11 protein-coding genes are annotated in these 18584 nt (G+C 72.7%); 6 read left to right on the plus strand and 5 right to left on the minus strand.

Features of this window, described 5'->3' with window-relative positions; genetic code table 11:
* Positions 1 to 10: 10 nt before the first annotated feature.
* Entirely contained in the window at positions 11 to 1408 is a 1398-nt protein-coding gene (gene eccD, locus ACZ4LX_RS24495; protein ID WP_467643716.1) for a type VII secretion integral membrane protein EccD, read from the minus strand.
* 205 nt (positions 1409 to 1613) lie between these two features.
* Between eccD and eccCa the strand changes: the two genes are divergently transcribed.
* Complete coding sequence (gene eccCa, locus ACZ4LX_RS24500; protein WP_467643719.1) at positions 1614 to 5579, plus strand: type VII secretion protein EccCa; 3966 nt, start codon at positions 1614 to 1616, stop codon at positions 5577 to 5579.
* Positions 5580 to 5645: 66 nt separating this feature from the next.
* Here the strand turns inward: eccCa and ACZ4LX_RS24505 are convergent, their stop codons facing one another.
* The 3 genes from ACZ4LX_RS24505 to ACZ4LX_RS24515 all read right to left on the minus strand — a co-directional run bounded on the left by ACZ4LX_RS24505 (position 5646) and on the right by ACZ4LX_RS24515 (position 11653).
* Complete coding sequence (locus ACZ4LX_RS24505; protein WP_467643722.1) at positions 5646 to 6827, minus strand: S8 family serine peptidase; 1182 nt, start codon at positions 6825 to 6827, stop codon at positions 5646 to 5648.
* Between the two features lie 44 nt (positions 6828 to 6871).
* Positions 6872 to 10186, minus strand: a complete 3315-nt coding sequence (locus ACZ4LX_RS24510; protein WP_467643725.1) for a right-handed parallel beta-helix repeat-containing protein — start codon at positions 10184 to 10186, stop codon at positions 6872 to 6874.
* Positions 10187 to 10378: 192 nt separating this feature from the next.
* Positions 10379 to 11653 carry a glycoside hydrolase family 18 protein gene (locus ACZ4LX_RS24515; RefSeq protein WP_467643728.1) on the minus strand — a complete coding sequence of 425 codons (1275 nt, stop codon included), beginning with the start codon at positions 11651 to 11653 and terminating at the stop codon, positions 10379 to 10381.
* A 384-nt stretch (positions 11654 to 12037) separates the two neighbouring features.
* Between ACZ4LX_RS24515 and ACZ4LX_RS24520 the strand changes: the two genes are divergently transcribed.
* On the plus strand, positions 12038 to 13210 hold the full coding sequence (locus ACZ4LX_RS24520; protein ID WP_467643731.1) for an acyl-CoA dehydrogenase family protein: 1173 nt from the start codon (positions 12038 to 12040) through the stop codon (positions 13208 to 13210).
* 447 nt (positions 13211 to 13657) lie between these two features.
* Here ACZ4LX_RS24520 and ACZ4LX_RS24525 read toward each other — a convergent pair whose 3' ends face one another.
* Positions 13658 to 14059: a hypothetical protein gene (locus ACZ4LX_RS24525; RefSeq protein ID WP_467643733.1), complete on the minus strand. Its 402-nt coding sequence runs from the start codon at positions 14057 to 14059 to the stop codon at positions 13658 to 13660.
* 203 nt (positions 14060 to 14262) lie between these two features.
* Here ACZ4LX_RS24525 and ACZ4LX_RS24530 point away from each other — a divergent pair, with 203 nt between their 5' ends.
* From ACZ4LX_RS24530 to fxsA, 4 genes are all read left to right on the plus strand, one after another.
* Positions 14263 to 14703 carry an Lrp/AsnC family transcriptional regulator gene (locus ACZ4LX_RS24530; protein WP_326735040.1) on the plus strand — a complete coding sequence of 147 codons (441 nt, stop codon included), beginning with the start codon at positions 14263 to 14265 and terminating at the stop codon, positions 14701 to 14703.
* Positions 14704 to 14750: 47 nt separating this feature from the next.
* The gene (locus ACZ4LX_RS24535) at positions 14751 to 16391 is read left to right on the plus strand and encodes an amidohydrolase (protein WP_467643735.1); all 1641 of its coding nucleotides are present in this window, start codon (positions 14751 to 14753) and stop codon (positions 16389 to 16391) included.
* A gap of 527 nt (positions 16392 to 16918) precedes the next feature.
* Positions 16919 to 17686, plus strand: a complete 768-nt coding sequence (locus ACZ4LX_RS24540) for a polyprenol monophosphomannose synthase (protein ID WP_467643737.1) — start codon at positions 16919 to 16921, stop codon at positions 17684 to 17686.
* A gap of 68 nt (positions 17687 to 17754) precedes the next feature.
* Positions 17755 to 18333, plus strand: a complete 579-nt coding sequence (fxsA, locus tag ACZ4LX_RS24545) for an FxsA family membrane protein (protein WP_467643740.1) — start codon at positions 17755 to 17757, stop codon at positions 18331 to 18333.
* Positions 18334 to 18584: the final 251 nt, after the last annotated feature.

An 18584-nucleotide genomic window follows, 5' to 3' on the forward strand; every position in this document is an offset into this window, starting at 1 on the left:
ACTCCCCCTGTCAGCCGGTCACGGTGCGCAGGGCGGAGTACACGCCCAGCACCCACAGCGTCAGCGGGATCAGCGCCACGGCCGCGAGCGAGTGCAGGATGTCGGCGGCCCGCCCCCAGTACGGCAGCAGCCGCCGCCCCGGCACCGTCCACGACGCGATCGCCGAGACCGCCGCGGCGGCCAGCAGCCCGGCCAGCAGCGCGGGCCGCTGCCCGGCAGGCAGCTCGACGGCCGCCCGGACCGCCATCAGGACCAGCCCGTACAGGCCCGGCAGCATCACCGCGGGCCGCTGCCACACACTGCCGATGCCGCGGGCGTGCAGGAGCAGGAGCAGACACAGCACGCCGGACGTCACCAGCGCCGCGGTGCCCGGCCTCTCCAGGACCAGCACGGTCAGCACGCCCGCGCACACCACACCGACCGCGGCGTAGAGCGCCGTCATCCACTCGTCGGCCAGCGCGCTCCGGCTCACCACACCCGCGTGCGGATGCGGCTCGATGCCCTCCTGCAACTGCTCCGCGTTGGTGGGCAGGGCGGGCAGGCGCAGCCCCGACAGACGCAGGGCGAGCCCCGGCACCAGAGCGCCGAACACCACCACGACCACCGCGACGATGCTCGCCGCGTGCGAGGCGGGCACGTCCATCGTCAGCATCAGAGTGCCCCAGACCACGCCCGCCACGGCGATCACCGCCGTACAGAGCAGCAGGGGAACGAACGCGGCGACCGCCGCCACCGCCAGGACCGCCCCGCCGGCCGCGGCAGCCGAGGCGGCCAGCAGCCGGGAGCCCAGCAACTGCCCGCCCGCGTCGGCGTCCCCGACCGGGAGCAGCGCGCCCGCAAGGGCCAGATACGGAGCCACCAGAGACCCCAGGGCCGCGCCCGCCGCCGAGTCACCGACCGCGCGACTGGCCGAAGCGGCGCCGAGCAGCACGAGCAGCGCGGTGCCCGCGGCGACCGAGGCACGCAGCGGCGCGGACCCGCCGGGCAGCGCCAGAACCAGCAGTCCCGCCACCAGCAGGACCACCGCGGTCCCCCGCAGCAGCCATCTGCTGGTGCGGGCGTTCCAGCCGTGCGGGCGCTCACGCATCGTCGTGGCGACGCCGTCGACCAGGTCGTCGAAGTGGATCGCCGGCAACGCCTCGTTACGGGGACGCAGATGCAGCGTCTCGCCGTCGCGCAGGGACAGCGCCTCGGGGGTGCCCTCCTCGTCCAGGGGGTCCTCCCCGAGGCGTTGCAGCACCCATCCGCCGTGCTCGATGCCTTTCTCCGCCAGGTCGTCCCCGGCGTTGTCGAGCAGGATGGGCAGCAGGTCGGCGACCGGTACGTCGGCCGGCACGGCGAGGTCGACGACGCGCTGCGGGGTTCTTACCGTGAGCCGGCACAGGCCGGAGCCCGATATGTCTGTCATGGCGGCTGGCCACACCTCTCCGAGGGGCCCGGAATACCGAAGTTGATCAGCGCACACTACCGTTGAGCGGGCGTCGGGCACCAAGCAGCCCGTGCCGCACTCCGCGGCGCCCCACCGCCACCCGGACGCGCCACCGGCCCGGCCACGGCAAGCACCGCGCCCGCACCCGGGGTCCGGACGCGACGAGCCCGAGGAGACATCCAGCGTGAGCACCGTTCTGTTCCGCAGGCCCGCCCGCCGGCGCGGCCCCGACATGCCCGACGGCGAACTGGCCCTCCAGGAGCCGCCCACCCTGGCGGAGGCCGAACCGAACACCTCCGCCATGTGGATGTACCTCCCCATGGGCCTCACCTCGCTCGCGATGCTCATGATGTTCATGAGACCGGGCCAGGCCACCACGTTCAGTTATGTCGCCATCGGCCTGATGCTGCTCTCCTCCGTCGGCATGATCGTCGGCCAGCTGATCCGCAGCGCGGGAGACCGCAAGCGCAAACTCAAGGGCGAACGCCGGGACTATCTCCGCTACCTGGCGCAGAGCCGGCGCCGGATCCGCCGCAGCGTCGCCGCGCAGCAGAAGGCGCTGGCGTGGCGGCACCCCGAACCGGGCGCTCTGTGGGCCCTGACCGGCACCAGCCGCCAGTGGGAGCGCCGGCCGGCGGACGAGGACTTCGCGGAGGTCCGGGTCGCCGTCGGTGACCAGAAACTCGGCACCCGTCTCGCACCGCTGTCCACCAAGCCCGTCGAAGACCTCGAACCGCTGTCCGCGCACGCGCTGCGCAGCTTCATCCGCGCCTACGCGACCGTCCCCGACCAGCCGATCGCGCTCTACCTCCGGGCCTGGTCGAGGATCCTGGTGCACGGCGAACCGGAGCGTGCCCGCTCCCTGGCCCGTGCGCTGATCGCCCAGCTCGCCGCGTTCCACGCGCCGGAGGAACTCACTGTCGCCCTCTGTGTCGACGACGAGCGACGAGCCGACTGGGAATGGGTCAAGTGGCTGCCGCACGCCCAGCACCCGTACCAGCGCGACGGGGCGGGCCAGGCCCGGATCGCCGCCGCCGGGCTCGTCGAGCTGGAGGAACTGCTCGGCGCGGACTTCACCGAGCGCCCGCCGTTCGACCCGGAGGCCCCGCCGGGCCGCGAGGAACCCTTCACCGTGATCGTCGTCGACGGCGGGCAGGTACCCGCCGGCCACCGGCTGGAAGGCCCCGGCTACCGCAACGCCGTCGTCCTCGACCTCTCCACCGCGTTCGCCTGGAAGGCCGCGCGCGGCACGCTCCGGCTGCGCATCGACGACGACGGCGTGCATCTCGTGCGCACCGACCGCGAACGCAAGGAGCAGAGCACCCTCCTCGGGCGCCCCGACACACTCGGTCCGGCCGCCGCCCGCACCCTGGCGGCCCGGCTCGCCCCGTACCGGCTCGGCGGCGGGGCGAGCGTCAGCGAACCCTTCACCACCGACACCGAACTCACCGGTCTGCTCGGCATACCCGATCTGCGCCGCCACGACCCGGCACGGCTGTGGAACCGGCCGCTGGAGGGCCGGGAACGGCTGCGCGTACCGATCGCCGTCGGCGAGGACGGCACACCGGTCGAACTCGACATCAAGGAGTCCGCGCAGGGCGGCATGGGCCCGCACGGGATGCTCATCGGCGCCACCGGCTCGGGCAAGAGCGAACTGCTGCGCACACTGGTGCTCGGCCTCGCGCTCACCCACTCCTCCGAGACGCTGAACTTCGTTCTCGTCGACTTCAAGGGAGGCGCCACCTTCCTCGGCATGGACGAACTGCCGCACACCTCGGCCGTCATCACCAACCTCGCGGACGAGACCGCGCTCGTCGGGCGCATGCAGGACGCGCTGCACGGTGAGCTGATCAGGCGTCAGGAACTCCTGCGCCGGGCCGGGAACTACTCCTCCGTCCTGGAGTACGAGAAGGCCCGCGCCGCCGGCACCCCGCTGGCGCCGCTGCCGAGCCTGTTCGTCGTCGTCGACGAGTTCAGCGAACTCCTCGCCGCACACCGCGAGTTCATGGACCTCTTCGTGATGATCGGACGCCTCGGCCGGTCCCTCGGCGTCCATCTGCTGCTCGCCTCCCAGCGGCTGGAGGAGGGCCGTATGCACCAGTTGGAGAGCCATCTGTCCTACCGCATCGGCCTGCGCACCTTCTCGGCCATCGAGAGCCGCGGCGTCCTCGGGGTTCCCGACGCCTACCATCTGCCGCCCCAGCCGGGCAGCGGCTACCTCAAGAGCGGCGTCGAAGCCCTCACCCGGTTCCGCGCCGCCTATGTCTCCGGCGCGTACAAGCCCAGGCGCGGCAGTGTCCAGCAGGCCCGGATCGCCCGCCAGGTGGTGTCGTGGGGCACCGGCTGGGTGGTGCCGCGCACCCTGCCGGCCGCCCCGGACCCGGACCCGGTCGCCGAGCCGGCGACCGGTGAGACACCGCTCGGCCTCGCTCTGGAACGGCTCCGTGACAGCGGCCCGCCCGCCCACCAGGTGTGGCTGCCGCCGCTGGACACCCCGCCCAGCCTGGACGCCCTGCTGCCGCCGCTGGTGCCGGACCCGGAGTTCGGCCTGACCACCGCGGGCTCCGCGGACCGGGGGATGCTGCGGGTGCCCGTCGGCATCGTCGACAGGCCGTTCGAGCAGGTACGCGATCTGCTCACCGTCGACCTCTCCGGCGCGGGCGGCCACGTCGCCGTCGCGGGCGGTCCGCAGAGCGGCAAGAGCACCCTGCTGCGCACCCTCATCACGGCCCTGGCCCTCACGCACAGCCCGCGCGAAGTGCAGTTCTACTGCCTGGACTTCGGCGGCGGAGCGCTGGCCGGACTGGCCGGACTGCCCCATGTCGGCGGCGTCGCGGGCCGCCTCGACCGCGAACGTATCTCCCGCACCCTGGCCGAGGTGACCTCGCTCCTCAACCGCCGTGAGCTGTTCTTCCAGGAGGAGGGCATCGACTCGATGGCCGCCTACCGCAGGCGGCGGGCGGCGGGGCACTATCCCGACGAACCGTTCGGCGATGTCTTCCTCGTCGTGGACGGCTGGTCCACGGTCCGCGCCGACATGTTCGACGACATGGCCCTCTTCAACGGCCTGGCCGTGCGAGGTCTCAACTACGGGGTGCACCTGATGGTCAGCACCCCCCGCTGGGTCGAACTGTCCGCGGCGCTTCGCGACCAGATCGGCAACCGTGTGGAGCTTCGCATGGGCGACCCCATGGACTCGGCCGTCGACGTCCGCAAGGCCGGCTCCGTTCCCGCCTCGCCGGGCCGAGGGCTCAGCCCCGACAAGCTGCACTTCCTGGCCGCGCTGCCCCGGATCGACGGCCAGGAGGAGACGGAGGACCTGAGCGAGGCGCTCGCCGACCTGGTCGACGCCGTCGCCGAGGGCTGGGACGCCCCGCCCGCACCCCCGGTGCGGATGCTGCCGACGCGCTTCACCGCCGACGAGCTGCCCGCGTCCGAGCAACCGCTGCGCATTCCGATCGGCCTCGACGAGGCCGAACTCGGCTCGGTCTGGCACGACTTCGCGCAGAGCCCGCATCTGATGCTGGTCGGCGACACCGAGAGCGGCAAGACCAGCGCGCTGCGGCTGATCGCCCAGCGGATCATGGCCACCCACACCCCGGACGAGGCCCGCATCCTGGTCGTCGACTACCGCCGCGAACTGGTGGAGGCGGTTCCCGAGGAGTACCGCCTGGGCCATGCCGTCTCCGCGGACCCGCTGCGCGAACTCATCGACGGTGTCTCCCGGGCGATGGCCGTCCGGACCCCCGGCGAGGAGATCTCGCCGGCCCGGATGCGGCGTGCCGACTGGTGGACGGGCCCACGCCTGTTCGTCCTGGTCGACGACTACGAGATGATCGGTACCGGCTTCGACGGGCCCTTCGAACCGCTTCTGCCGCATCTCGCGCTCGGCTACGAACTCGGACTGCACCTGGTGGTCGCCCGCGCCGCCACCGGAGCGGCCCGCCTCGACCCCTTGATGCGCAAGCTCCAGGAGGTCAACTCGCCGGCCCTGCTGATGTCCTGCCCGCCGTCGGAGGGGTACGTCTTCGACAACGTCAAGCCGCGCATCCTGCCGCCCGGCCGGGCTCTGCGCATCGCCCGGCGGAAGGCGGCCCTCGTCCAGCTGGCGCTGCCCTCGGACCCGCCGGAGGCACCCGGGAAGGAGTGAGGCGGCGGACGGCCCGCGCGCACCCCGGCGACCGCGCTCCGCCCACGTGGACGGATCCGGCCACGCTCAGTGGGCGCGCGGGCCGTCCGGGCCCAGCCGGCCGGGCCGCCAGCGGCGGGCCCGGCCACGCGGTACCACCACCATGAGGAACGCCACCAGCACGACTCCCGCACCCGCACCGGCCGCGACCAGCCAGGCGGTGGCACGCGCCCCGGCGGTGTCGGGCGGCACGGGCAGCCGCACCGGCCGGGGCGCCTCGGCCCGTGCCGGCGCGGAGGCCGGAGTGACGCCCGACACCGCACCGTACGGGTCCAGGGCGGGAAGGTCGCCGGGGTAGGCCGAGACAAGCAGCCGGTCGCGCACCTGGGCCGCCGTCATTTCCGGCTGGTACGCGCGGACCAGGGCCGCCGCCCCGGCCGTCACCGCGGCCGCCAGTGAGGAACCGGAACCCGTCCACTTGCCGTCGCCCACCGGCCCCGGCCCGACCAGCGCGTCGCCCGGGGCGGACAGGTCGGCGCGCCGGTAGCCGGGCGCGTCGTCGGCCCGGCCGCCCTGCGGTCCGGTGTCGAGGACCGCGAGGGCGCCGGGCGGCGGCGCGGGCGCAGGCGGCGGGGTGCCGGTGCCCTGCGGCACGCTGTCCGCCGCCGCCGGGACGACCACCAGGGCGTCCTCCCGCGCGGCCACGGCCATGGCGGCACGGACCGCCTTGGCCGCCCCGTCCAGCGGTGCCGTCACCGTGATGACGTCCGCACCCGCCTCGGCCGCCTCGCGCACCCCGGCGGCCAGCCGCTCCGCGTCGGGCTCGCCCCGGACCCCGGTGCCCCGCACCGCCAGCACCTCCGCCTGCGGGGCGACCCCGGAGAACCCCTGCCCCGTGGTCACCGCCCCGGCCGCCAGCCCGGCCTGGAAGGTGCCCCGGCCCACACAGTCCCGGTCCGCGTCACCGAGCGCCTTCACCCGGCCACGCAGCACGGCGGGGGCGTCGCTCACCCCCGTGCCGACGACCGCGATGCGCACGCCCCGGCCCTGCGAGAGCCGCCACACCTGGTCCAGACCCAGCACCTGCCGGGTCCACGGCGCCTGGGAGGTGGCGTGACCGCGGTGCGCGGTGCACTTCTGTCCGGCGGCCAGCCGCTCGGGCATGCCCGGCAGCGTCACCGCTCCGCCCTCGTCGGCGTACGCGAGCGGCCCGGTCAGGACGGCGGCGACGGTGGTGGCGCACAGCAGCAGACGGGTACGGCGACGCATGGGAAGGTCCTCGGTTGGGGCCGCTCGGCGGAAGGGGGTGGTCGTCAGTGGCTGGACAGGTCCTCGGGCAACAGCAGCCGCAGATCGTCCAGGCTCGGCGCCGCGACGGCGCTCAGCCGCCCCGCCTGCCTGGTCATCATGAGCTCCAGAGTCTGCCGCGCGAGCCGCGCGTTGCCGAAGGTGCGGCCCCTCGGCACGGTGTCGAAGTGCGCGCGCAGCGCCGAAGCGGTGCCCGGCGCGCACTCGTAGCCGTTGTCCACGGCGTGCTGCCGTACGATCGTGACGAGTTCGTCCGACGAGTAGTCCGGGAACTCGATGTGCCGGGTGAAGCGTGAGGCGAGCCCGGGGTTGGAGTCCAGGAAGCGGTCCATCTCGGCGGTGTAGCCCGCCACGATCACCACCACCTCGTCGCGGTGGTCCTCCATCAGCTTCAGCAGGGTGTCCACGGCCTCCTGGCCGAAGTCCGACGAGTCCCCGCCCCGCGCCGGGGTGAGGGTGTAGGCCTCGTCGATGAACAGCACACCGCCCAGAGCGCGTTCGAAGACCTCCCTGGTCAGCTGCGCGGTGTGCCCGACCCAGCGGCCGACCAGCTCCGCGCGGGACACCTCCACCAACTGGCCGCGCGGCAGCACCCCCAGTGAGGCGAGCAGCTCGCCGTACAGCCGGGCGACCGTCGTCTTGCCCGTGCCCGGCGGACCGGCGAAGACCAGATGGTTGCTGATGCGGGGGGTCGGCAGACCGGCCGCGGCCCGCCGCCGGGTGGTGGCGAGCAGGTTCACCAGATCGCCCACCTCGCGCTTGACCGCGGACAGTCCGACCAGACCGTCCAGTCGCAGCAGCGGATCGTCGCCTGTGCCGCCGGCCGGGGTTCCGGGTCCGCTCATGGGCCCCAGGTCCTCGGCCGTCAGCACCGCCAGGTCCCGCTCGTTGACATCGGGCTGTGCCGCGAGCCGGGACGCCTGCTGGTCCACCATCTCCTCGAACACCTTGCGCGCCGCGCGGCCGTTGCCGAAGCCCGCGTCGCGCGGCATCCGTTCGAAGTGGGTGCGCAGCGCGGAACGCGCCGCCGCGTCCAGTTCGTAGCGGTGGGCGGTGCACATCCGCTCCGTGATGGTGACGAGTTCGTCCGAGGTGTAGTCGGTGAACTCCACGGCACGGGTGAAGCGTGAGGCGAGCCCCGGGTTGGATGCCAGGAACCCGTTCATCTCCTTCGGGTAGCCGGCGGCGACCACGACGATGTCCTCGCGGTGGTCCTCCATCAGCTTCACCAGGGTGTCGATCGCCTCCCGCCCGAAGTCCGCGCCCGAGCCGCCGCCGTCCGACAGCAGCGTGTACGCCTCGTCGATGAACAGCACGCCGCCCAGCGCCTTGGTGAAGGTCTCGGTGGTCTTGATGGCGGTACCGCCGATGACCTGCGCCACCAGGTCCGCGCGTGACACCTCCACCAGATGCCCGGAACGCAGCACCCCGAGCGAGGCCAGGACCGAGCCGTACAGCCGTGCCACCGTCGTCTTGCCCGTACCGGGCGGGCCGGCGAAGACCAGATGGCGGCTCATCGGAGGAGCGGGCATCCCGAGGCTGATCCGGCGCTGTGCCATCCGGTTGAGGTTGATGAGGGTCAGCACCTGCTGCTTGACGTCGGCCAGGCCGATCAGGGACTCCAGCTCGGCCACTGGTCCGGTTCCGTCCGCCGGCCCCGCCGCCGTCGGCACCGCCCCGCCCGGCAGCCGCCCGTCGCCTGCCGCCTCGGCGCCCGCCGCACTGCCCCACGCGTCCGGGGCCCCGTTCTCCGTGCTGCTCAGGCCTTCCACCGCCAGCCGGTCGCCGGCCACGGCCTGACGCAGCCCGCTGCCCCGGTTCTCGCGCACCGTGCAGCCGATCAGCGAGACCGCGTCGGTGCCCTCCACCCGTACGCCGTCGGCTGCCGACCCCGTCACCTCGCAGGCGTTCAGGGAGGTCCGTGCGCCCGCTGCCACCAGCACGCCGTGCTCGCCGGAACCGCTCACCCGGGCCCGCGCGGCGCTCAGTTCGCCCTCCGCGTCGACCTGCACCCCGACGGCGCCGGAGTCCTCCACGGACGTGTCGCGCAGGGTGAGCGTCCCGAGAGCGCCCACCTGGACACCCGCGCCCACCGATCCGCGCAGCCGCCCCCCGCCCACGTACAGGCTGCCGTGGCCCGACACATGGACCGACGATCCGGCGGACTCCTCCACCACGCAGTCCTCCAGACGGCCGCGGCCGTCCTTGGAGACCTCCACACCGTGGGCACCGGACCGGGCGACGGTGGCCCGCCGCAGCAGCGGGTTGGCACCGCTGCGGATCACGATCGCGCTGCCCGCGCAGTCCAGCACCTCCAGCCGGTCGAGTTCGGCGGCCGAGTCCTCCTCCAGCAGCAGCCCGGCGCCCTGGGTGTCCCGTACGGCGGTGCCGGTCAGCACCGGGGAGGAGAAGCCGCAGACGCGCACCGCCGGTTCCCCCGCGCCGGTGAACACACAGTCCTCGATCAGCCCGCGGCTGCGCTCGGTCACCAGGAGTCCGTGACCGTGGGTGCGTTCGCTGCGGCAGCGGCTGAGTGTGGGAGAGCTTCCGGCACCCAGGACGAAGCCGTGCCCGGAGATGTCCCGTACCGTGACGTCCTCCAGGACGGTGGGACCGGTGCCGCTCACGAACACTCCGACGGCGGACTCGCGGACGATGCCGCGTACCACCCTGACCGAACTGTCCTCCTCGGCGGCGATGCCGGGTTTGTCGGCCGCGGATATCTCGCAGTCCTCCACCAGCACCTGTGCCCGGCCGTTGGCGAGGACGCCGTTGCCGCGGGTGTCACGCAGCCGGCCGGAGCGTACCGAGATCCGGCCGGTCTCCCCGGCCACCACCGCGGACGAGCCCAGGTGCTCGATGACGCAGTCCTCCAGGAAGCTCTCGGTGGCGGAGGTGGCCACGACTCCCGCCCCCGACGGATTGCTGATCCGGCACTCGCGCAACGCCAGCGAGCCGCTGCCACGGGCGAACAGCGCCGCCCAGGCCGAGCCGTGCACGTCGCAGCGGTCCAGGGCGATCTGCCCGCGCGGCGCGTCCACGACCGGCACCTCGTCGTCGTGTCCGCGCAGGATCAGGTCGCTCACCATGACGGCGTCCCCGGTGAGGATCAGGGCGGACCCGCGTCGCGGCGCGAGCTCGACGGTTCCGCGCCCCTCGGAGGCGGTCAGCGTGATGGCGACCGCGATGCTGACGCTCTCCTCGTACCGCCCCGGAGCGATGCTGACGACGGCTCCCGTACGGGCCTGGGCGACGGCCTGCGCGACGGTGAGGCAGTCGCCTGTTCCGTCCGCTGCGACGGTGAGCAACTGGCGAGACACGTGTCGACCTCCCGGACCCCGGGGGCCTCTGGGGGAGGACGGGGACGTGCGGCATGTGGGGCGTGTGGAACTGGTGTGCCCATCATGCCTGTTGTTGCAGGTGACACGCCACAAGGGTACGGAAAGGGGCGGGAGCCCGGACCGGCTCCCGCCCCTTGCCGCCGCCGGGCAGGCGGCCATTCCGGACGGGCCCTAGTTGATCGCCTTGATCAGTTCGCCGTCGGTGGTGTCACCGCTGAGCTCCCAGAAGAAGGTGCCGCCGAGCCCCTGCTGGTTCTTGTACGCCATCTTGGTGCCGATGGTGGCGGGGGTGTCGTAGCTCCACCAGTTGGTGCCGCAGTGCGCGTACGCCGTGCCGGCGACGGTGCCGGTCGTGGGGCAGCTGTTCTTGAGGACCTTGTAGTCCTCGATGCCCGCCTCGTACGTGCCGGGAGCCGCACCGGTTGCCGTGCCGCCCGGCTCGTCCTGGGTGACGCCGCTCCAGCCCCGGCCGTAGAAGCCGATGCCGAGCAGCATCTTGGAGGCCGGGACGCCCTGGGCCTTCAGCTTGTCGATGGCCGCCTCGCTGTTGAAGCCCTCCTTCGGGATGCCCGTGTAGGACGTCAGCGGGGAGTGCGGGGCCGTCGGGCCCTTCGCGTCCCAGGCGCCGAAGAAGTCGTACGTCATCGGGTTGTACCAGTCGACGTACTTCGAGGCGCCGCCGTAGTCGACCGCGTCGAGCTTGCCGCCCTCGGAGCCGTCGGCGCTGATGGCCGAGGTGACCAGGTTGTCCGTGCCGAACTTGGAGCGGAGCGCCGACAGCAGGTTGCCGTAGGCGTCCCGGCCGCTGGTGTCGCAGGTCAGCCCGCAGGCGTTGGGGTATTCCCAGTCGATGTCGATGCCGTCGAAGACATCCGCCCAGCGCGGGTCCTCCACCAGGTTGTAGCAGGACTCGGCGAACGCGGCCGGGTTCTGGGCCGCCTCACCGAAGCCGCCGGACCAGGTCCAGCCGCCGAACGACCAGATGATCTTGAGGTCCGGGTGCAGTTTCTTCAGCTTGCGCAGCTGGTTGAAGTTGCCGCGCAGTTCCTGGTCCCAGGTGTCCGCGACCCCGTCGACCGACTGGTCGGCCGTATAGGCCTTCTCGTAGTCGGCGTAGGAGTCGCCGACCGTGCACTTGCCGCCCTGGACGTTGCCGAAGGCGTAGTTGATGTGCGTGAGTTTGTCGGCCGAGCCGGAGGTCTCGACATTCTTGACGTGGTAATTGCGCTGGTAGACACCCCAGTTGGTGAAGTATCCGACCACCTTGTCGCCGGCCACTGTGGGGGTGGCCGGTGCTGCTGCCGGTGCGGCGGCCTGCGGGGCGGCCGGGGCCGCTCCGGCGGACCCGGTGCCCGCGACGCCCAGCAGGGCGGCGCCCAGGGCGGTGGTACAGGCGACTGCGGCGAGAGCCCGCATGCGGGCCCCCGGGCGATGCGGTCCGTTCATGGTTGCTCCTCGTGGGGGAGGGGACGTGCCAGTGGACGACCGGCTTCCGGCGGCCATGCGAACTTGGCATGAACGCGGAAAGCGGGTTCGCTGGGAACCGTAGATGGACTAGACCAGTGGGGTCAATGGTTCGGACCAATTCCCGTGATCGTCGCGGTCGTCATCGCTCGTTTCCGGGCGCGTTCTGTCAACCGGTGACGGATGCCGTCCGATCGGGCATACTCAACGCGCCACGGCCGCCTGCCTGCGCCTCTCGTAATCCGGAAGGGCAGCATCGGCTGGGCATCAGTGTTCTCCGGGCCCCGTCCGGAGACCCCCCGGCGGCGCCGCTCACACCCCGCGCGCGCGACCGTCGCAACGCCCGACAGGGAGGAGAGCGCCGTCATGTCCGACCGTGCCCCGCAATTGGTGGAACGCCGTCTGCCCACCGAGGAGTCCAGGCAGCTCATCGCGCTCGTCCGCGACATCGCCCAGCGGGAGATCGTGCCCCGGGCCGCCGCGGAGGAGGACGCGGGTCACTTTCCGCGCGAAGTGTTCACCCTGCTCTCCGAGTCCGGACTGCTCGGCCTGCCCTACGACTTGGCCCACGGTGGCGGGGGCCAGCCCTACGAGGTCTACCTCCAGGTCCTCGAAGAGCTCAGCTCCGCACGGCTCACCGTCGGGCTCGGCGTCAGCGTCCACTCCCTCGCCTGTCACGCGGTCGTCGGCTACGGCACCAAGGACCAGCAGTCCGAACACCTCCCGGCCATGCTCGGAGGCGGCCTGCTGGGCGCCTACTGCCTCTCGGAGCCCGCATCGGGCTCCGACGCCGCCTCGCTGCGCACCAAGGCCGTGAGGGACGGTGAGGACTGGGTCATCACCGGCACCAAGGCATGGATCACCCACGGCGGCATCGCCGACTTCTACACGGTCCTGGCCCGCACCGGTGTCGAGGGCCCCCGCGGGATCACCGCCTTCCTCGTCCCCGGCGACGCCCCCGGCCTGAGCGCCGCCGTCCCCGAGAAGAAGATGGGGATGAAGGGATCGCCCACCGCCCAGCTGCACTTCGACGGTGTACGGGTCCCCGACGCACGCCGGATCGGTGAGGAGGGGCAGGGCTTCGCCATCGCCCTGTCCGCGCTCGACTCCGGCCGGCTGGGCATCGCCGCCTGTGCCATCGGCGTGGCCCAGGCGGCGATGAACGAGGCCATCGCCTACGCCACCGGCCGCCGGCAGTTCGGCCGCCCCATCGCGGACTTCCAGGGGCTGCGGTTCATGCTCGCCGACATGGCCACGCAGATCGAGGCGGGCCGCGCGCTCTATCTGGAGGCGGCCCGGCTGCGGGACGCGGGGAGTCCCTTCTCGCGGCAGGCCGCGATGGCCAAGCTCTTCTGCACGGATGCCGCGATGCGGGTCACGATCGACGCCGTCCAGGTCCTCGGCGGGTACGGCTACACGCTGGACTTCCCCGTCGAGCGGCTGATGCGTGAGGCGAAGGTGCTGCAGATCGTCGAGGGCACGAATCAGATCCAGCGGATGGTCATCGCCCGCCACCTCGCAGGTCCCGAGACGCGCTGATCCGCAGCGGCCGGTCCGACCGCACGGGCCTCGTCATGATCCGGTTCCCCTCCTGGCCATGGCGGCCCGGCAGGGTCCTGCCGGGCCGCCGCCCGTGCCGGAGCGGCGCCCGGTGGAGGGGCGGATCGGCCGAGTGGGGCGCCGCACGCGGAGCGGGGCGGGCCGGCTCCTGCGGCGCCGATGGCGTACGGGACCGCGGAACCGATTCTTCGGGGGCCGGAGCGGCGAGACGGCGGCGACCGGGGCCGGCCGTGTCATGCGGCGGGGTCATGCCGGACCAACGGTACGGAGCCGGCCCGGGTCACCGCTCGGTCCATTCGAGCGGATGTTCACCAAGGTCTCGTGGTGTGCCGCACCCCGCGGTTCACCAGGGTCTCGTGGTCTGCCGCGCCTCGCCGGTGCGGGCAGTCCGCCCCCGCACGTCGGCGCGCTTCGGCGGCGCCGGCCTCAGGCGGCGTCGCGACGCGGCTGGTGGGGCACCCGGAGCGGGCGCGAACCGGCACCTCCGGCGTGCGAGAACGGCTGCATCCTCCAGTCGAGTCCCTGGGGGAGCGTCAGCAGCAGGGCCGTCTCCTGCTCCTGGGCACCGGCCGACTCGTCGGCGGGCCGGGCCTCGGACGCGGCGCGGCCGGTACCGGCACACACCGTCAGGACGAACGGATTCCACGGAGTGGGGCACCGCGCGTGCTCGGGCAGCACGTCCTCGTCCGCCAGGAGCGCGATGGGCTGCGCGCAGTCCGGGCAGACGACCCGGTACATCTCGAACATGTCGTACGCGTCGGGAGCGGAGTCCTCGAAAGGATCAACGGGCTCCGGTTCGGTACGTGCGGTGAGTTTCAGGCTCTGCATGGGAAATTCCCCCCTCGGGTGGGCCGACAAGGCGCCACGGCCTCGACCACAGCAAGCACTTCCCATCGGGAATTCGCGGTAACCGTGAGGGGCTTGGCTACTGGCGCGTAAACCTGTGGCATTCGTCACATGGCTGCCGCAGCTGTCTCCTGCCGCCCCTCCATGGCTGTGCCTGGACGGCCCGGGGCCATAGATTGATCCATATGGAGGAGCTGGACCGTCAAATCGTGGAGTTGCTCGTCAAGGACGGGCGGATGAGCTACACCGACCTGGGCAAGGCCACCGGCCTGTCCACCTCGGCCGTTCATCAGCGTGTCCGCAGGCTGGAGCAGCGTGGGGTGATCCGGGGCTACGCCGCGGTCGTCGATCCCGAGGCCGTCGGCCTGCCGCTGACCGCGTTCATCTCGGTGAAACCCTTCGATCCGAGTGCGCCGGACGACATCGCGGAGCGGCTCGCGGGCGTGCCGGAGCTGGAGGCGTGTCACAGCGTCGCGGGTGACGAGAACTACATCCTCAAGGTGCGGGTCGCGACCCCGAGGGAGCTGGAGCATCTGCTCACCCGGATCCGTACCCTCGCCGGCGTCTCCACCCGCACCACCGTCGTCCTGTCCACGGCCTACGAGGCGCGCCCGCCGCAGATCTGAGGGGGGCGCGCACGGCGCGTGCCCCGGCAGGCGGGAGACTGGTCCTCATGACCGAGAGCACCGCCCCCCAGAGCGAACACCGCACCGTGCTGCTGCGCGGTGGAGACGTCCACAGCCCCGCCGACCCCTTCGCGACCGCCATGGTGGTCGAACGGGGCCATGTCGCCTGGGTGGGCTCCGAAGGGGCCGCCGACGCCTTCGCGAGCGGTGTCGACGACGTGATCGACCTCGACGGGGCACTGGTCACACCCGCGTTCACCGACGCGCACGTCCACACCACGTCGACCGGTCTGGCCCTCACCGGCCTCGACCTCTCCGGCGCCCGCACCCTCGGCGAGGCGCTCGCCCTCGTGCGGACGTACGTGGCGGCGCACCCCGCCGACCGGGTGATTCTCGGCCACGGCTGGGACGCCACACGCTGGCCGGAGCGGCGCCCGCCCACGCGCGGCGAGCTCGACGCGGCGGCGGGCGGACGGCCGCTCTATCTGCCCCGGATCGACGTCCACTCGGCGGTCGTCACGACCGCGCTGCTCGACCTCGTCCCCCTGGTCGCCTCCATGACCGGCTACCGGCCCGACGCGCCGCTGACGGGCGCCGCCCACCACGCGGTGCGCGCGGCTGCCCACGAGGCCGTGTCGCCGCGTCAGCGTGCCGAGGCCCAGCGGGCCGCGCTGGCCCACGCCGCGTCCCTCGGGATCGGTACGGTCCACGAGTGCGGCGGCCCCGACATCTCCGACGAGGAGGACTTCACCTCGCTGCTGAAGCTCGCGGCGGGGGAGCCGGGTCCGCGGGTCTTCGGCTACTGGGCCGAACAGGTCGGCGACGCGAACGACGCCCGGCGCATCCGGGAGCTGGGTGCGGTGGGCGCGGCGGGCGACCTCTTCGTCGACGGGTCGCTCGGTTCGCACACCGCCTGCCTGCATGAGCCGTACGCCGACGCGCCCGTCCGGGGCACCGCCCACCTGGACGCCGCGCAGATCGCCGCCCATGTGGCGGCCTGCACCGAGGCCGGACTCCAGGCGGGCTTCCACGCCATCGGCGACGCGGCGCTCTCGGCCGTCGTCGAGGGCGTGAGGGCGGCGACCGAGCGGGTGGGCCTCGGCCGGGTCCGGGCCGCCAGGCACCGTGTCGAGCACGCGGAGATGCTCACCCCCGAGACCGTGGCCGCTTTCGCCGAACTCGGCCTCACCGCCTCGGTCCAGCCGGCCTTCGACGCCGCCTGGGGCGGTGAGGAGGGCATGTACGCCCACAGGCTGGGTGCCGGGCGGGCGAGGACCCTCAACCCGTACGCGGCGCTCCTGCGGGCCGGTGTGCCCCTCGCGTTCGGCTCCGACAGCCCGGTGACCCCGCTGGACCCGTGGGGGACGGTGCGGGCCGCAGCCTTCCACCGGACGCCCGAGCACCGGATCTCGGTACGGGCCGGCTTCACCGCCCATACCCGGGGCGGCTGGCGGGCGGTGGGCCGTGACGACGCGGGCACCCTGGTGCCCGGCGCCCCGGCCGACTACGCGGTCTGGCGTACCGAGGAACTGGTGGTCCAGGCCCCGGACGACCGGGTGGCGCGCTGGTCGACGGATCCCAGGTCGGGAACGCCCGGACTGCCCGGCCTCAGCCCCGGTGGCGAACTCCCGGTCTGCTTGCGCACCGTAGTGTTCGGACAAACTGTCTACGTACGACCGAACGAGTGATGTGCGGATATTTCGTACCGCCGATCGAAGAAGCCCCCGTTCTGCCGCGACCTGGGGATCTTCAGGACTGACCAGGCAAGTTCGCTAAACGATGCAGGTCAGGCATCTATTGACAGAATGCGCCCACCGGCCGGTAGGTTCGGCCGAGTCCACCACAGGACGTCCGACCGGTTAAACCTCCACGCAGTCGTCGAACGCCGCTGGGTCATGGGGTGGTGTGCCGCACCGGCGCACCATCACTGACAGCCAGGTTCAGCGCCCGCGCCTCGGGGGCGAGGGAAGGTTTCAGCCGGGCGGAGGGTGCGACCCGGGTGGGGCCCGGACGTTCAGTAGACAACGGCTTTAGGTCGACCCGCAGCCAGCGGGTCCCAGGTCGGCCCGAAGGGCGCCGGGCCCCGATCCGCAGTTCTGTCCGTACTTCCGCTCTTCTGTCCGTCACCGCCTGCCACGCCGCCCGACCGGGTCGGTCGGGCGGCGTGCCGCGCTCGATATGGTGTGCACCTGCGTACGGACTTAAGGGGCAGTAAGTGAACGACGGCGGTCAGAGGCGATACGGCCCGCTCGGCAGAGCATTGGTGATCATTCCGACCTACAACGAGGCCGAGAACATCAAGCCGATCGTCAGCCGGGTGCGCGCCGCCGTGCCGGAGGCTGACATCCTGGTCGCCGACGACAACAGCCCGGACGGCACCGGAAAGCTCGCCGACGAACTCGCCGCGGCCGACGACCAGGTCCACGTGCTGCACCGCAAGGGCAAGGAAGGGCTCGGCGCCGCCTACCTCGCGGGCTTCCGCTGGGGCATGGACCACGACTACGGCGTCCTCGTCGAGATGGACGCCGACGGCTCCCACCAGCCCGAGGAGCTGCCCCGCCTGCTCACCGCCCTCAAGGGCGCGGACCTGGTGCTCGGCTCCCGCTGGGTTCCCGGCGGGCGGGTGGTCAACTGGCCCAAGTCCCGCGAGATGATCTCCCGCGGCGGCAGCACCTACTCCCGTCTGCTGCTCGGACTGCGGACCCGGGATGTCACCGGCGGCTACCGGGCCTTCCGCACCGAGACGCTGGAGGGCATCGGCCTGGACGAGGTCGCCTCGCAGGGCTACTGCTTCCAGGTGGACCTGGCCCGCCGTGCGATCGAGGCCGGGTTCCACGTCGTCGAGGTCCCGATCACCTTCGTGGACCGGGAGGTCGGCGACTCCAAGATGAGCCGCGACATCCTGGTCGAGGCTCTCTGGCGCGTGACGGCGTGGGGGGTCACCACGCGTGCGAACCGGGTGCTCGGCCGCCGGGCCACCTGACCGGGGCGGGACCGGCCTCCGTCACCCCCCTTACCTCGTTCGGACGCCGTTCCAGGCACACTGGGGGCATGACGACCGGCACACCGCCCCCGACCGCCCGCAAGCGCTCTCGCGCCCGGACCTTCGTACCTCTCGCCATCGCCGTCTGGGCGGTGCTGGAGATCTGGCTGCTCATCGTGGTGGCCGATGTGGCGGGCGGGTTCACCGTGCTGCTGCTCCTGGCCGCGGGCGTCGTCCTCGGGGCTGTGGTGATGAAGCGGGCCGGCCGCCGCGCCTTCCGCAATCTCACCGAGACGCTTCAGCAGATGCCGGGACAGCCGGGGGCCGGTGGCTCGTCCCCCGCCCCCACGAGCACCCGCGGCAACGGATTCCTGATGCTCGCCGGGCTCCTGATCATGATCCCTGGGATGATCTCGGACGTGGCCGGGCTGCTGCTTCTGGTGCCGCCGGTCCGGTCGGCGCTCAGCGGGTTCGCGGAGCGTTCACTGGAACGGCGGATGAGGGCTGCGGGCCCCGGCAGCTTCTCGGACGCCTTCCAGCAGGCGCGTATCCACCGCCCGGACGGAAAGGTCGTCCAGGGCGAGGTGATCCGCGAGGAGCCCTCCTCCCGCCCGGACGACAATCCGCGCCCGCCCCTGACGCCGTAACCGGCAGGCTCGGCCTCCGCCCCGGCGGGCCGCACGGCGGCGTGCGCGGAACGGCACGGCATCGCACCGGCACCCGCCCGCCACCGCGGCAGGTCCGCCCGAGGACACCGCAAAGAGCCGTGGGGGGGGGCGCCCCCCCCGGGGGGGGGCCCCCCCCCCCGGGGGGGGGGGGGGGGCCCGAACAACAACCAGTACTGGTAGGCCCCGGGGGCCCCGGCCATATAAGTGGCCCGCCCGCGCGACGCACCCCC

This window comes from Streptomyces sp. NPDC026062, assembly GCF_055568375.1.